A 14,719-nucleotide genomic window follows, 5' to 3' on the forward strand; every position below is an offset into this window, starting at 1 on the left:
CGACGGCGGGGCCGGGGCGCCCCGCCGTCGGAAGACCGGCGTCAGGATGCCGGATCCTGCGCGCCCGCGGTCTCCGTGCCCGCCGGCATCGACGGATCGGCCCCCGAGTACTGACTCGTGTCCCGGTAGCGGGGCCGCAGCAGGTTCTCCACGCTGAGCAGCTCGTCGAGGACGTCCTCGTCCAGCAGCCCCATCTCCAGGACGACCTCGCGCACACGACGGCCGGAGCGGGCGCACTCGCGTCCCACCAGGTCGCCGTTGTGATGACCGATGACCTCGTTGAGGTAGGTGACGATGCCGATCGAGCCCAGCACGTTGTTGCGGCAGACCTCCTCATTGGCCTCGATGCCGATGACGCACAGCTCGCGCAGGGTTCTCATGGCGTTGCGCAGGAGCCCGATCGACTCGAAGGCCGTCTGCCCGATGACCGGCTCCATGACATTGAGCTGGAGCTGGCCGGCCTCCGCCGCGAAGGTCAGCGCCACGTCGTTGCCGATGACCTTGAAGCACACCTGGTTGACGACTTCGGGGATCACGGGGTTGACCTTGGCGGGCATGATCGATGAGCCCGCCGCTCGCTCCGGCAGACGGATCTCCCCCAGGCCCGCGCGCGGTCCGGATGCCAGCAGCCGCAGGTCGTTGCAGATCTTGGAGAGCTTGACCGCCAGTCGCTTGATCGCCGCGTGCATGGAGACGTAGGCGCCGGTGTCGCTCGTGGCCTCGAGCAGGTTCGAGGCCCCCTTGACGTCCAGGTCGGTGATCTCGCGCAGGTGCCGCACCACCGCCTCCTGGTACCCGGGGGGTGTATTGAGACCGGTGCCGATGGCGGTGGCGCCGAGGTTCACCTCCAGAAGCAGGTCCGAATTGTGAATGAGGCGCTCGACCTCCTCGTCCAGGAGCACGGCGAAGGCCTGGAACTCCTGCCCCAGGCTCATGGGCACGGCGTCCTGCAACTGGGTGCGCCCCATCTTGAGCACGTCGGCGAACTGGCGGGACTTGCCCAGGAAGGCGTCGATGAGCTCGCACAGCTCGGCCTCCAGGCCCTGCACCGCCGCGTGCAGGCCCAGGCGGAAGCCCGTGGGATAGGCGTCATTGGTCGATTGGGACTTGTTGACATGATCGTTGGGGTGGACGATGTCGTAGCGCCCCTTGGCGTAGCCCAGGTGCTCCAGCGCGAGATTGGCGACCACCTCGTTGGTGTTCATGTTGAGGCTCGTCCCCGCGCCGCCCTGGAAGACGTCGATGGGGAACTGGTCGAGGCAGCGTCCGCCCTCCAGGATCTGGTCGCACGCCCACACGATCGCGTCGGCCACCTCCGGGGTGAGGGTGCCCAGCTCGCGGTTGGCCAGGGCGGAGGCCTTCTTGACCTGGACCATGCCGCGCACGAATGTCGGCTCATCGCCGACGGCCACTCCCGACAGACGGTAGTTCTCAAGGGCCCTCAGCGTGTGAACGCCCCAGTAGGCCTCCAGAGGAACCTGGCGCGCTCCGAGAAGATCCTCCTCGGTACGGGTGGCTGGTGTCATCATCGCTCCTGCCTCGGCAAGTCCGCCGTCCATCTCGACTGGGTCATCGCTACCGGATCGTCCGTGCTCGGCGGCAGAACCACCGCCCGCTCGTACCGCGCCCAACACTACTCGCCGGAGGCCCGACCGACGGGATATCGGCGCCGTCCGTCGCCGTTCCCGACCATCGCCGCCATCGGACGGCCGGCGATCCGCTCCGCCGCACCCGGCGGCACCGTCCCCGGGGACGGCCTCCGGTCCCGGGTCCGCTCGGGCCCGGACCCGCCCGTCGGGAAACCTCGGGAGGCCTCTCGGTACCATCCGCAGTATGGACGAGCTCAGCACTCCTGCGGTGGCTTCCCTGAGACGGGCGCAGAACACGATCATCGAGCACTCGCTCGACCGCATCAGCGCCGCGCACCCGTGGTACCGCACGCTGCCCGAGGCGCCCCGGCGTCAGATCGAGTCCGTCGCGCGCCTGGGCGTGACCATGTTCGTGGACTCCGTCGAGACGCCGAGCACGGCCACCACGCCGTCGCGGATCTTCAACGTGGCGCCCGCCGCCCTGACCGGCACCATCACGCTGGAGCAGACCCTGGCCCTGGTGCGCACGGTCCTGGACGTCGTCGTCGATGAGGCCCCCCAGGTGGTCCCTCCCGAGGACCACAACACCGTGCGCATCCTGGTGCTCACCTTCGGCCGCGACGTCGGCTTCGCCGCGGCCGAGGTCTACGCGCGCGCCGCCGAGGCTCGCGGAGCCTGGGACGCGCGTCTGGAGTCCGTGGCGGTCGACGCCATGCTCCACGACTCCCCCGCCGACGCCGCCAGTCGGGCCGGTACCGCGGGCTGGCGCGGCACCGGGCCCGTGGTGGCGATCGCCGCCCGCACGAGTCTGGACGCCATGGCCGGCTCGCGCCTGCGGCACACCTGCCGTCAGATCACCAGTGACAGCCTGGTCTCGGTGCGGGGCGACTCCGTCATCGTGATCCTGGGCGGGCCCTCCGCGGTACCGGCCGCGCGCGCCGTGAAGGACAAGGCCCCGGACCCCGAGCGGGCCATCGACAAGGCGGCGCTCGAGGTCGCGGGCGAGCTCGACGGCGCCGCCGTCGTCGGCCCCGTCGTGGCGGGCATCGCCCAGGCCGGGCGCTCCCTGCGCTCCGCACTCGCGGGGCTGCGCGCCCTGCCCGGCTGGGCCGAGGCCCCCAACCCGGTCCACGCCGACGACCTGCTGCCGGAGCGGCTCCTCGCCGGCGACGATCTGGCCGCCGAGCAGATCACCGCCCTGGTGGGCCGTCCCCTGCACGCCATGGGATCGCCCTTCGAGGAGACGGTGGCCACCTATCTGGCGCTGGGCGGGAGCCTGGAGGCGACGGCCCGCGCCCTGTTCGTGCACGCCAACACGGTCCGATATCGCCTGGGCCGCGTCACCGAGCAGGTGGGTTGGGACGCCACCGATCCTCGCGACGGCCTTATGCTCCATATGGCCGTCATCGTGGGCCGATTGTCCTGCGAGACCGAGGAGTAGAGCCCGCCGGTGGTGACGGCGCCGGGCGCGACCCCGGGCGCCGAGTCGCCGGCGGTCGAGGGCGGCGACTCGCTGGGACGCGCGCCGGCGGGTGACAATGAGTCCAGTCAGGCGGCGAGACGCCGTCGAACCCGACCCGAAGGAGATCCTCATGGCTGAGGAGAGCACCGATACTCTCGCCGTCATCGCCGCGATCACCGCCGAGGAGGCGGGCGTCGAGGCCTCCGCGGTCAGCCGCGAGTCACGATTCGCGGACGACCTCGACATCGACTCCCTGGGTCTGCTCACGATCGCGACCCAGGTCGAGGAGCGCTTCGGCGTGGTCCTGGACGACTCCACGATCCCCACCCTGACGACGGTGGGCGCACTGGTCGATCTCGTGATCGAGCAGAAGGTCTGAGATGGGTCTGTCGGCGGCGATCTCCGCATCCCTGGCCCGGGAGTTCCTCTCCGTCTCCCCCGAGGGGGGCGATGAGCTCGACCCGCGCATGGCCGTGGTCACGGGACTGGGCACCATCAATCCCCTGGGCGGTGACGTCGCCTCCACATGGGCGGCGCTGCACGAGTCGCGATGCGCGGTGCGCGGTCTCGACGTCTCCTGGCTGCAGGGTCTGGAGCTGCCCGTCACGATCGCGGCGCCGCTCGCCGTCGACCCCGCGCAGCGCCTGTCCCCCAAGGAGTGTCGCCGCCTGGACCGCGCCAGCCAGTGCGCCCTGCTGGCGGCGCGCGAGGCGTGGGCCCAGGCCGGCGCCCCCGAGGTCGACGGCGACCGGCTGGCCGTATCGGTCTCCCCCGGGATGGGGCCGGTCCTGTCCGTCATGAGCGCCTGGGACGCCTTGCGGGAGCACGGCCCGCGCCGGGTCGCGCCCACCGCGGTCCCCGCCCTCATGCCCAACGCGCCCGCCGCGAGCATCGGCATCGAGCTCGGAGCCCGTGCCGGCGTCCACTCACCGGTGGCGGCCTGCGCCTCCGGGGCGGAGGCCATCGCCCACGGGGCGGATCTCATCGCCCTGGGACGCGCCGACGTGGTCGTGGCCGGCGGGACCGACGCGGCGCTGCACCCCATGACGATGGCGGCATTCGCGGCCATGCGGGCCCTATCGACGCGCAATGACGAGCCCACGGCGGCCTCGCGCCCCTTCGCCGCGGACCGCGATGGATTCGTGCTCGGCGAGGGCGCCGGCGCGCTCGTCCTCGAATCGGTGACGCATGCGGCGGCGAGGGGAGCCCGGATCCTCGCCGTCCTGTCCGGCTCCGCGGTCACGGCGGACGCCTTCGACACCGCCCGGCCCGACCCCGGCGGCGCTCAGCAGGAGAGGGCGCTGCGGCTGGCTCTGGAGCGGGCGGGCATCGGTCCGGACAAGATCGGGCACGTCAATGCGCACGCGACGTCCACGCCCGTCGGAGACCGGGTCGAGGCCGAGGTCCTGGCCCGCCTGCTTCCCGGTGCGCCGGTCTCGGCCACCAAGTCGGCCACCGCCCACCTCCTCGGGGGGTCCGGGGCCCTGGAGGCGGTCCTGACGGTGATGGCCCTGCGCGAGGGGTGGATGCCTCCCACGCTCCAGCCAGGAGGCATCGACCCCGCCATCGAGGCGCTCGGCCTGGACATCGTGGGGCCTCAGGGACGTCAGGCCCCCGGCCTCGACACGGCGGTGAGCACGTCCTTCGGCTTCGGCGGCCACGACGTCGCCCTCGTCTTCGCCCGGTGATCCGACGCGGGCGTCGCCCCCGGGGGCGAGGCCGTCGAGTCGAGCCGTCGAATCAAGCGGGGACCATCGAGCCGCGGCGCGCTCAGCCCACCCGGTGAAGCCAGCGGACCGGTGCGCCGGCGCCGGCGTAGCGGAACGGCTCGAGCTCGTCGTCCCAGGCCTGCCCCAGCGCCAGGTCGAGCTGGCGGCGCATGACGGCGGGCTCGTCGGCGTGGAGGAGGGCGGCGCGAATGCGATCCTCGGGCACGACGACGTTGCCGTGCACATCGGTCTGCGCATGGAAGATCCCGAGGTCGGGGGTGTGGGACCAGCGACCGCCGTCATTGCCCGGCGAGGCCTCCTCAGTGACCTCGTAGCGCAGGTTCGCCCAGCCTCGAAGGGCGCTCGTCAACCGCGCGCCGGTGCCGATCTGGCCGACCCAGCTCGTCTCGGCGCGCATCATCCCCGGAGCAGCGGCCTGCTCAGTCCAGTCGAGGTGGACACGGGCGCCGAGGACCTCGGCAGCCGCCCACTCGATGTGCGGGCACAGCGCGCGGGGCGCGGAGTGCACGAATAGTACACCGCGGGTGTAAGCACCGTTCACGATGGATCGCCTCCTGGTCGTTTCGAGATTCGCCTTCCCCAACGGTCTCGATACGCACCGGACGCTCAACGTGACGCACGCGGCGTGCGCGGTTATTTTGCCAGAGGACGGCAGCGGGGTCCAGGAGACGCGCGTAACCCGAGTGTCGTGAGCGCCACGCGCCGCACCCCCTCCGCCCGCGGCCCCGCCCGGCGGAGGGCTCTCAGCTCAGCGGAGGAAGATCGCTCCAGTCACGTCGCGGGGCCTCGACCGCGGCGGCATCCTCATCATCCCCGCCGTCGGGCTCGTCGTCGGCACTCGTGGGGGTGCGGGACGGCGCGTTCCCGCCCACCTCGTCGCGCACCGCCTCCGCACCCGCGCCCACGTGCGCCGCGGCCCCTGTCCCCGTGGCCGCCTCCGCGGTTCTCCCGGCGGCCGCCTCCGTGGGCATCGAGCCACTGACGGCGTCGTCCTCATCGGCGCGTGCGTGCCTCCCCGCTCCACCGGAGTCGGTCGTCGCGCCCGGCGTCCGCATGGTGCTCCGCCAGATGGCCGCCTCCTCCTCGCTGCGGACGTCCCCGCCGACGGCCGCGTCGGGCGCGGGCACGGGCTCGACATCGATCACGGGATCGGTGCGAGGAGCACCGGGCTCCCGAGCGACCGCCGCCTCATCGTGGACGACGGGGGCAGAGCCTCCGATACGACCGTCGGGCTCGAATCCGGTATCCGGGACGGCGGCCTCGGCGTCGTCGGGCTCATCGACAGCGGCCGGCCGCACGACGCCGGCGTCATCGGCGCCCGCGACGACGGCATCGCCGCCGACCGGGTCACTACCGGCGCTCCCGCTCCCGGCAACCGCGAGCCCGGCCGCTCCCGCGCTCCAGGCGGCCCCGCCGTCCCTCCCGACCCCCTCGCCGGGGGCCGGCGCGTCGAGGGCGTCGGACGGCTCGCCGGTGCCCGTCCCCGGAACGATCCCGGAGACCCCCGCGCCGTCGGGCCCGTCATCGCCATGGGTGCCGTCGGCCCCGTCCCCGCCTTCCGCGCCCGCGGTGAGCGCGTCTCCCGGCGCGGCCTCACCGGGCCCGGCCTCCTCGGCGGCCTCGTCGGGCGTGGCCGCGTGCTCCCCGTGCGTCACCGGGTCCTTCTGGACGGCGATGCCCTCGGGAATCACGGCGTCGACCATGCGGCGCACAGCCGCGGCGGTCAGGGGGTACTGCGGCGGCTGGACGTCGAACCCGCGGCTCTGATCGGCATCCCATACGCCAACGCCGTCAACGCCGGCCGCCGCACAGGCTCCCCGGACGCGGGCGAGCCAATCGGCGTGCTCGTCGTCGGAGCGCTCGTCGGCGCCGCGCCCCGTCTCCTCCAGGATGAACGGCTTGCCGAGCGCGTGAGCGTAGCGAGTCAGCATCGGCAGGGCGTCGAGGGACTCCTGGTCATAGGCGTGGGTCGTGCACACGTCGATCTCGACGAGGCTGTACACAGCCGTGATGTCCAGACCGGCATCGGTGCCGTTGCCGTCCGCGGTGTGGTGGATGAAGCCCGCGGCCGCCAGGGGACGATCCACGCCGACGCGCCGCACCGCCCGGGCCAGGCGCTGGTAGAAGGCGATGAGGTCCTCGGCCGTCTCGGCCCTCTGGTTGGGGTCGTCGCCCCAGTCCACGCGGGGCTCACCGGGCAGGGAGATGTAGACGACGTGCTCGCTGGTGCCGTAGGCGCTGCCCGCGGGGAACGGGCGTGTGAGCAGCGACGTGATGTAGGGCTCCCAGTCGAAGTCGGCCCTGTAGGGGTTGAGGCCGTCCCGGATCGCGGCGTCCCTGATGAAGGACAGGTCCAGGACGACGCCCATGCCCGCGTCCACCGCGGCCCGCGCCCTGGAGTCCATCTCCTCGTACCTGGCCTCGGGATCGTTCAAGCAGTCCGCGAGACCGGTCTCGACGATGTCGGTCAGACGCATGACGGTCGCGCCCGCGCTCTGGGCGTCGGCGACCCACTCGCCTGCGCCCCGCGTCCCGTGAGCGGAGGCGATGACGAGTCTGCGGCCCTCGTCGGAGCGGTCGGGACCGTTCGCTGCGGAGCGGTCGGGACCCGCCTGGGCCGAGTTCTCAGTAGTCGGAGCGGCGGCGGCTTCGGGTGTTGGCGTAGCGGTCATCACCCCGATCGTAACGGTTGGAACACGCCGATGGCGGGAACATGCCGATCTCCCGACATGCGCGTGGCGTCACGCGGCGCCCGCGCCGGGCCGGCCGGACCTGCCGGGTCATGCGGCCCCATGCCGCCGGATCGACCGGGGCGGCGGTCCGATCGACACGGTGATCGCCCGCCACCGGCGGCGAGAACGAGAGAAGCCCGACCCATGGGTCGGGCTTCCGACCGCTCCCGCGATTGGACTCGAACCAATAACCGTCCGATTAACAGTCGGATGCTCTGCCATTGAGCTACGCGGGAATGGCGTGCGACGCGAGGTGAACTCTAGCAATCACCGCTACCGACGTCGAATCGGCGCCCCGACCCTATTCAGCGCGATCACGCACGTGGATCACGATGTGGTCAGACCCACACCGTCGCGAACGCGGCGCTCCAGGGCGAGAAGAGCGTCGACGTCGTCGGCGTCCAGCGCCCCGTCCTCGCCCAGCGGGGGGTCTGTGACCGAGTAGAGGGACCCGTCGGCGCGGCGGCGCACGCTGGCCGTGGCGCGCCGACCGCTCGGCAGCGCGCAGCCGGCCTGGTGGATGATCGCCGCGGTGATCCGCTGCCGCAGGGCGACGGCGAAGGGCCTCTCCTCGACCGCCAGCTCGCCGTCCCGTCCCGCGCCCCGGATCCGGTCGGGCACGGTCAGCATCAGCGGCTCGGTCCCGCCGAGCAGCTCGAGGGTGAAGGTGCGCGCCTCGGCGTCCCAGGCCCCGCGATTCACGCCGTCCCAGTCGTGACCCGCATCAATGCCGTCCTCGTCGAGGACCAGGAGGCGCTGGGCGGTGGCCACCGCCCAGCGGCGCCCGGCCCGATCGAGGGGGACGGCGCCCAGCACCGGCTCGGAACCGGGGACCAGCGCGATGAGACGCGCCGGCGGGACGGCGCTGGCGGAACGGCGGCGAAGCAGGCGCATGGCGGCAGACTACCGGCCCGGTCGCATCGCACGGACGCGCGCAGCGGTGCCGGACGGGTCCTCGTGCGAGGATGAGCCCATGGCATACCGCGACATCCGCATCATCGGCGACCCGATCCTGCGCACGCAGTGCGAGTGGATCACCAGCATCGACGACTCCGTGAAATCACTGGTCGACGATCTGCTCGAGACGGTCGACGAGGACGGTCGCGCGGGGCTGGCGGCCAACCAGATCGGCGTGGGGATGCGAGCCTTCTCCTGGAACATCGACGGTCGGATCGGCTACATCCTCAATCCGAGGATCGACGAGCTGAACTTCGACGAGTACCAGGACGGGGACGAGGGCTGCCTGTCGGTGCCGGGCCTGTGGTATCCGACCAGACGGGCGTGGTACGCCCGGGCCGTGGGCATCGACCTGAGCGGCAAGGAGGTGGTCGTGGAGGGCGAGGAGCTCATGGGCCGTTGTATCCAGCACGAGTGCGACCACCTCGAGGGCCACCTGTACCTGGACCGCCTCGACCGCAGGAATCGGGCCGAGGCGATGAAGGAGCTGCGCGCCCAGGGGCTCTGAGGCGGCTCGGGGACTGGACGACGCGCTCTTCCGGCGCCCTCCCGGTGCTCACTAGCATGACGACGTGAAGCGCTTCTTCTCCCTGACCTCGGAGCCGATCCCCATCGGCGGCCCGGACCACCTCATGTACATCGCGCTGCTCGTGCTCACCGCAGCCCTCCTCATCGGCCGCCGTCGGTGGGTGCGCGACCACGCCCGGCAGGTGCGCATCGGGGTGCTCATCACCTCGGTCGTGCAGCAGACGCTGATGTACGGCGTGTACGTGGCGACGGGGTGGGGCTGGGCCGAGGTCCTGCCCCTGCACATCTCCCGGGTCTCGGCGCTGCTGTGCGTGGTCTACCTGGTGACCGGGTCCAAGCGCCTCATGGATGTGCTGTTCTACTTCAGCCTGTGGGCGTGGTTCAGCTTCTCCTACCCGCAGAGCATCTCGCCGATCACCAACCTGTTCGGCTGGAGCTTCCTCATCAACCATGTCATCACCCTGCTCATGCCGGTCCTCGCGTGGGTGACCAGCGACTGGCGGCCGAGCAGGAGCGCGCTGGGGCGCGCCTTCGCGTGGATGGTCGCCTACTCCCTCGTGGCGCTGGCGGCCAACGCGATCACGGGCGGCGACTACTTCTTCCAGCGGAGCATGCCGGTGCTCGCGTCACTGGGTCAGCCCGCGTACTACCTGGGGACGCTCCTGGTCGGGCTCGTCCTGTTCTGGATCGGGTACGGCGTCTCCCGGCTGGTGCCCGTCGGCGGCGCGAGCGCCCCCGGGCCTCCCGCCGCCGACGAGCGCGGGGCCCGCACGACCGGAGACTCGGCTCCCCGGACAGGTGCCGCGACGAAGGCCGACTGAAAGGCCGACCGACGGGCATCGGCGGACGGTCCGAGTACTCGCGGTGGAGGACGAACACGAATATAACGCGGCTCTGAGTATATTCCCGGCCCGGACGGTCACCGGCGTCCCCTCCGGTCGCTCACCCGACGCCGAGGACCATCTGAGAGATGAGGTTGTCGAGACGACGGATATCCACTCCGCGACCGAGCTTGATCTTGACATGACCGGCGCGGGTCCACAGCTCCATCTCAGCATTGAGGTCGAGATGACCGGCGTTCTCCGAGGACCACATGTCGATCCGGGAGTACGGCAGGGAGTACAGCTCCACCTTCTTCCCGGTAATCCCCTGAGAGTCCCTGACGATAAGGCGCCGGTCGGTGAAGATGGCGGAGTCGCGGAAGGTCTTGTAGGCGATATAGGGACGCTCGCCCGGGACGAGAATGGGACCGAGATCGTTCGGGATGGGACACTCTGCGACGAATGTCCAGACGGTGATGTCATCGAGTGCTGCGGGCACGGGTTCTCCTGGGGGCGGGGAGGGTCGGGTCGGAGCCGGCGCGAGGATGCGGGGCCGAGGAGCCGATACTACCCCGGCGCAGGACACGGACGGGCACGAGGCCGCCGTCGAGCCCGGGCGGAGGGTGCAGTGGAGCGTTGCCCATCAACCAGGACCGCGCTCGCGATCAACGAGCACGATCTCGACGCCTCACCCACGTGACGGCGATGATCACCAGGAAGACGATCAGGGCGATGACCGATGCGGCCGACCACAGGATGCCCGAGGAACCGATATTAATCTCGAGAATGTCGTGGAAGGAGTCGGGGAGGCCGAGACCCCTGTGGAGGGAGCGCGGCAGGTCGAAGCGCCTGGAGGCGAACAGCAGCAGACGACTGGAAGCGAAGTAGGACAGCATGTTGCACGCGAACCAGTTCATCGCCACGCCGATCGAGCTGCGGAGCGGATGGCGTTTCCCGATCCTATCCAGATAGCTGAACAAAGGGGCCTGGGCGAAAAATGCGAGAAGCCCCGACGAGTACCATACATAGAGGAGGACCACAGCGATCGATTTGTCGATCCGCCCGATGATGAGAGGAATGACCAGGGCCAGCGGGAGCAGGAGGCACGTAATGAAAGAATAACCAGCAAGAACGGCCATAAGGCCGTCCTTCCGCGATCCTCTTCGTGCCCTCCTCGACCTTCGCCTCCTCTCCGGCAGGCGCCCGCTCGCTCCGTCCCCGTTCTCGGCGCGCTCGGCGACGGCCCCGGCACTGTCCTCGGCGAGCCCGACCCCGGGCTCGGGCTCGACAACGACTCCGTCCTCGGCGCGCCCGGCAACGGCCCCCAGGGCGATGCCGTCGACGGCGATGGCCGCCTCGATCCTGGCGTGCTCGGACGTTTGACGCGTGATGCTCGCGTGAATCGCCGCCAGGCTCGTCAGCAGGTCCTCCGCGGTGGGGCGCTGATACGGATCGGAGTCCAGCATCTGCGTGATGAGCTCTCCGAGCTCCCCCGTGCCGGCCAGCGGCAGGTAGTCGCCGCGGGTGATCTCCAGCAGCAGCGCTGCCGCCGTGTCCGCGACGAATGGCGGACGTCCGGAGATGCACTCGTACATCACCGCCCCCAGGGCGTAGATGTCGGAGGCCGGCGAGGCCTTCTGCCCGCGCACGACCTCCGGCGCCATGTAGGGCAGTGTGCCGATCACGGTCCCGGTCGCGGTGAGGGAGGATGACTGGTCCAGGGAGGAGGCGATTCCGAAGTCCAGCAGGACCGCCGCCCCGGAGGCGTGGATCATGATATTGCTGGGCTTGACGTCCCGGTGGCAGACGCCCAGGGAATGGGCCTCGCTCAGGGAGCTGCTGACGCCCTGAATGATCGATACGACATCGGGAACGTCCATGTGCCCCCGCAGCAGCCGATCGCTCAGCGACTCACCTGTGATGATGGGCATCACAATGTAGACGTAGTGGTCGTCGTCGTCCCTGCCGGTGTCGAGGATGCGAACGGTGTGGGGGTCGGTGAGCCTCTGGAGAGTCTGAATCTCGCGCGTCGCCCGGCGGGCCTTCCGAGGATCCTCCTCGAAGTCCACCACCTTGACCGCGACATCACGCCCCGTGACGAGGTCACGGCAGCGCCAGACGGACGCCTGGCCGCCGGAGCCCAGTCTGTGCTCGAGACGGTAGCGTCCGCAGATCGTCGTCCCGGTTCTCATCGTTGGATTCCAACCTCGGTCTTTCGCTGGATTCGGGGTGGGGTGGACCGACGTCGGCGCCTGATCTCCCTGCGATTGTGACACGCTCGTGATGCGCGCGCCTCAGGTACCACCTCCCGGGACGGGCACCGCCATGCACTCGTAGTCGACGGAGGAGCCGGGGACCAGAGAGCCCCCTCCGTCGCATGACATTGTAGGACGAGCGGGAATGCCGGTGCCATCACATCCCCGCAAGAGCCCGGGTGACGGCGTCGGCCATGAGGCGGCCGCGCAGGGTGAGCACCGCGCGACCGGACAGGGCCGCTTCGGCGTCCAGGAGACCGTCGGCGACGAGTCCCGCCACCACGGGTGCCGGGCGTCCCGATGCGCCCGCCGTCGCGCGCGCCCCGGATCGGTGCGCGCCGTCGTCGGCCCCCGCCCGGGAGAAGGAGGCGTGCTCCAGCCCCTCGCGCAACCGGATTCCGAGCATGACCCGCTCCAGCTCGCGCGCCTCGGCGTCGATGACCTCGTGCCCGGACACCGGCAGTCGCCCGCCGAGCACCTGCCCGGCCCACGCCACCGGATGCCTGGCGTTCCACATGCGCACGTCGCCCAGGTGGGAGTGCGCCCCCGGGCCGGCGCCCCACCAGTCCCAGTCGCGCCAGTACGCCTCATTGTGCCTGCACTCGAAACCGGGCCTGGCCCAGTTGGAGATCTCGTACCACCGGTACCCCGCCCCGGCCAGCACGGCATCGGCCATCTCGTACTTCGCGGCCTCGTCGTCGTCCTCGGGCTCGGGCAGCTCGCCGCGGCGCACCCGCGCCCACATCCTCGTTCCCTCCTCGATCACCAGCGCGTACGCGCTCAGGTGATCCGGACCGATGTCCACCGCCGCGTCGAGGCTCCGCCGCCAGTCGTCCATCGACTCCCCCGGCGCCCCGTAGATGAGGTCCACAGAGGTCGCGAGCCCCGTCCGACGAGCCCAGCGAACCACCAACGGCACCCGCTCCGGCCGGTGAGCGCGATCCAGCACGCGCAGCACGCGCGGCACCGCCGACTGCATGCCGAAGGACACCCGCGTGAAGCCGGCCTCCGCCAGCGTCGCCAGATAGCGCTCGTCCACGGACTCCGGATTCGCCTCGGTCGTCACCTCCGCACCGGCGGCCAGGCCCCACGTCTCCCGCACCAGGGCCACCATCCTCGCCAGATCGCCCGCCGGCAGCATGGTCGGCGTACCGCCGCCCAGGAACACGGTCCGCGCCGCGCGGTCGGGCAGCCCCGAGCGATCCATGGCGGCGCGCGCCAGACGCAGCTCGCCGGCCAGTGCGCTCGTGTAGTCCGACGCGGACGCCCCCCGGCCCATGGAGAGATTCGTGTAGGTGTTGAAGTCGCAGTAGCCGCATCGCACCCGGCAGTACGGCACGTGCAGATACACGGAGAACGGTCGGGGGGCCGCTCCGCCGGCCGCGCCCCGCGGTGCCGCCCGCACCTGGCCGGGCAGCTCCCCCGAGCCCGGCAGAGGCGCCCCATCGGGCCGAGCAGGGCTCATGACGTCTCATCCCGGACATCCCCGGGCCGCGTTCGATCAGTCGTCCATCCGATCGCCGCGCCGGCGGGCGCCATCGCGCTCACCGGGCGGCGGTCCCGGAGGACCCGGCGGACTCCGCATCGAGAAGCCTGTCGACCGCCGTCACGGCTATGTCCAGGCGCCGCGCGAAGTCGCCGCGGACCTCGACCACCTCGACGCCGTGCTCGGCCAGCAGGGCGCGCAGCCCCTCATCGGCCTCCTCCCGCTCCTCGCCGAAGACCCGGGTGCCGTCATCGACCCACGGCACGTCCGGACTCAGGTAGAGGACCAGGTCGTAGTCCTGCAGGCGGGCGATCTCGTCGATGATGCGCTGATGGAAGCCCTCGTAGAGCCCGGAGTAGTTCTGGGCGACCAGGGCCTCGGTATCCACGAACAGCACCTTGCGAGCGCGCGACCGCGCCTCATGGACCGCGAGGTACTGGGCCATGGCGATGCGCGGGTAGTCCTCGAGAAGGGTGTCGTTGTCCCCGACCTCATCCAGCAGGGCACGTTTGCACTCGCTGACGTACTCGGTGTTGTAGTACATGGCCAGATTGCGGGCCAGCACCGTCTTCCCGGTGGACTCCGGACCGACCAGCACGACCTTCTTGACCATGAAGGCGCGCACCACCACGGGCATCATCTCCCAGTGGCGCAGAGCGCCCTCGGCGCGGATCTGAGCCGAGGAGGCCGGATGGAGCCGACGATCCGGCTGGATCAGCACGCGCTCGGCGTCGGGGTAGAGCCCCTCGTACGCGACGTCGTCGTCCGTCCCGGAGAAGAACACATGCGTGATCGAAGTGCCGACGCCCTGCATGATCGCACGTGCGCCGACGGCCCGGTCGGCCCCCTCGTCCCCGGTCCGGGGGCAGTGCACGGCATGGACCCGCACATGCGGATGGTCCCGGAAAATGGTGCGCAGCCAGCGCTCCCGATACCGGGAGGGGAAGAAGCGCAGACGCGCGTGGCGGTAGAGGTGCTCCCACTCCCAGGCATCGTCGGTGGCCACGACCACGTGCAGTGCGTCGACCATCGTCGATGCGCGCACGATGGCCGCGATATGGCCGCAGTGCAGCGGCGAGAACCTGTCCACGAGGATACCGGTGCTACTAGGCACGAGCCGCCTCCTCGACAGCCCGGGAGGTTCGCCCGGCGGGGCGCC

Annotated in this window: 13 protein-coding genes and 1 tRNA gene; 5 read left to right on the forward strand and 9 right to left on the reverse strand. The window is 70.9% G+C overall.

The genetic code is table 11. The features are described from left to right. Window positions 1-41: 41 nt before the first annotated feature. Window positions 42-1,526: an aspartate ammonia-lyase gene (aspA, locus tag G448_RS15645; RefSeq protein WP_051268732.1), complete on the reverse strand. Its 1,485-nt coding sequence runs from the start codon at window positions 1,524-1,526 to the stop codon at window positions 42-44. 307 nt (window positions 1,527-1,833) lie between these two features. Between aspA and G448_RS0107570 the strand changes: the two genes are divergently transcribed. From G448_RS0107570 to G448_RS0107580, 3 genes are all read left to right on the forward strand, one after another. Further along, window positions 1,834-3,030, forward strand: coding sequence for a PucR family transcriptional regulator (locus G448_RS0107570; protein WP_026407497.1), 1,197 nt, complete (start codon window positions 1,834-1,836; stop codon window positions 3,028-3,030). 151 nt (window positions 3,031-3,181) lie between these two features. Further along, window positions 3,182-3,430 carry an acyl carrier protein gene (locus tag G448_RS0107575; protein ID WP_026407498.1) on the forward strand — a complete coding sequence of 83 codons (249 nt, stop codon included), beginning with the start codon at window positions 3,182-3,184 and terminating at the stop codon, window positions 3,428-3,430. A gap of 1 nt (window position 3,431) precedes the next feature. Next, the gene (locus G448_RS0107580; RefSeq protein ID WP_034494730.1) at window positions 3,432-4,739 is read left to right on the forward strand and encodes a beta-ketoacyl-[acyl-carrier-protein] synthase family protein; all 1,308 of its coding nucleotides are present in this window, start codon (window positions 3,432-3,434) and stop codon (window positions 4,737-4,739) included. Between the two features lie 82 nt (window positions 4,740-4,821). On the opposite strand, the gene G448_RS0107585 is transcribed toward G448_RS0107580, so the two are convergent. From G448_RS0107585 to G448_RS0107600, 4 genes are all read right to left on the reverse strand, one after another. After that, complete coding sequence (locus tag G448_RS0107585; protein WP_026407500.1) at window positions 4,822-5,322, reverse strand: DUF3145 domain-containing protein; 501 nt, start codon at window positions 5,320-5,322, stop codon at window positions 4,822-4,824. Window positions 5,323-5,524: 202 nt separating this feature from the next. After that, window positions 5,525-7,453: a hypothetical protein gene (locus tag G448_RS17540; RefSeq protein WP_084436486.1), complete on the reverse strand. Its 1,929-nt coding sequence runs from the start codon at window positions 7,451-7,453 to the stop codon at window positions 5,525-5,527. Window positions 7,454-7,677: 224 nt separating this feature from the next. Further along, window positions 7,678-7,749: transfer RNA gene (locus tag G448_RS0107595), tRNA-Asn, on the reverse strand. A 91-nt stretch (window positions 7,750-7,840) separates the two neighbouring features. Further along, entirely contained in the window at window positions 7,841-8,407 is a 567-nt protein-coding gene (locus G448_RS0107600) for a hypothetical protein (protein WP_026407501.1), read from the reverse strand. Between the two features lie 79 nt (window positions 8,408-8,486). Here G448_RS0107600 and G448_RS0107605 point away from each other — a divergent pair, with 79 nt between their 5' ends. Together G448_RS0107605 and G448_RS15655 are read left to right on the forward strand one after the other, a co-directional pair. Beyond that, window positions 8,487-8,978, forward strand: a complete 492-nt coding sequence (locus G448_RS0107605; protein ID WP_026407502.1) for a peptide deformylase — start codon at window positions 8,487-8,489, stop codon at window positions 8,976-8,978. Between the two features lie 64 nt (window positions 8,979-9,042). Further along, entirely contained in the window at window positions 9,043-9,819 is a 777-nt protein-coding gene (locus G448_RS15655) for a YwaF family protein (RefSeq protein ID WP_084436488.1), read from the forward strand. 121 nt (window positions 9,820-9,940) lie between these two features. Here the strand turns inward: G448_RS15655 and G448_RS0107615 are convergent, their stop codons facing one another. The 4 genes from G448_RS0107615 to G448_RS0107630 all read right to left on the reverse strand — a co-directional run bounded on the left by G448_RS0107615 (window position 9,941) and on the right by G448_RS0107630 (window position 14,674). Then, entirely contained in the window at window positions 9,941-10,318 is a 378-nt protein-coding gene (locus G448_RS0107615) for a PH domain-containing protein (RefSeq protein ID WP_026407503.1), read from the reverse strand. Between the two features lie 166 nt (window positions 10,319-10,484). Further along, window positions 10,485-12,011: a serine/threonine-protein kinase gene (locus tag G448_RS17040; protein WP_051268734.1), complete on the reverse strand. Its 1,527-nt coding sequence runs from the start codon at window positions 12,009-12,011 to the stop codon at window positions 10,485-10,487. Window positions 12,012-12,231: 220 nt separating this feature from the next. Continuing rightward, entirely contained in the window at window positions 12,232-13,539 is a 1,308-nt protein-coding gene (hemW, locus tag G448_RS0107625; RefSeq protein WP_026407504.1) for a radical SAM family heme chaperone HemW, read from the reverse strand. Between the two features lie 79 nt (window positions 13,540-13,618). Further along, entirely contained in the window at window positions 13,619-14,674 is a 1,056-nt protein-coding gene (locus G448_RS0107630) for an AAA family ATPase (RefSeq protein ID WP_026407505.1), read from the reverse strand. Between the last annotated feature and the right edge of the window lie 45 nt (window positions 14,675-14,719).

This window comes from Actinomyces gerencseriae DSM 6844, from assembly GCF_000429265.1.
Classification (GTDB): domain Bacteria; phylum Actinomycetota; class Actinomycetes; order Actinomycetales; family Actinomycetaceae; genus Actinomyces; species Actinomyces gerencseriae.

Bases quoted from the DNA above. Each gene is read 5' to 3' on its own strand.
- aspA (WP_051268732.1), bottom strand. From the start codon at position 1,526: ATGACACCAGCCACCCGTACCGAGGAGGATCTTCTCGGAGCGCGCCAG.
- G448_RS0107570 (WP_026407497.1), top strand. From the start codon at position 1,834: ATGGACGAGCTCAGCACTCCTGCGGTGGCTTCCCTGAGACGGGCGCAG.
- G448_RS0107575 (WP_026407498.1), top strand. From the start codon at position 3,182: ATGGCTGAGGAGAGCACCGATACTCTCGCCGTCATCGCCGCGATCACC.
- G448_RS0107580 (WP_034494730.1), top strand. From the start codon at position 3,432: ATGGGTCTGTCGGCGGCGATCTCCGCATCCCTGGCCCGGGAGTTCCTC.
- G448_RS17540 (WP_084436486.1), bottom strand. From the start codon at position 7,453: ATGACCGCTACGCCAACACCCGAAGCCGCCGCCGCTCCGACTACTGAG.
- G448_RS0107600 (WP_026407501.1), bottom strand. From the start codon at position 8,407: ATGCGCCTGCTTCGCCGCCGTTCCGCCAGCGCCGTCCCGCCGGCGCGT.
- G448_RS0107605 (WP_026407502.1), top strand. From the start codon at position 8,487: ATGGCATACCGCGACATCCGCATCATCGGCGACCCGATCCTGCGCACG.
- G448_RS17040 (WP_051268734.1), bottom strand. From the start codon at position 12,011: ATGAGAACCGGGACGACGATCTGCGGACGCTACCGTCTCGAGCACAGA.
- hemW (WP_026407504.1), bottom strand. From the start codon at position 13,539: ATGAGCCCTGCTCGGCCCGATGGGGCGCCTCTGCCGGGCTCGGGGGAG.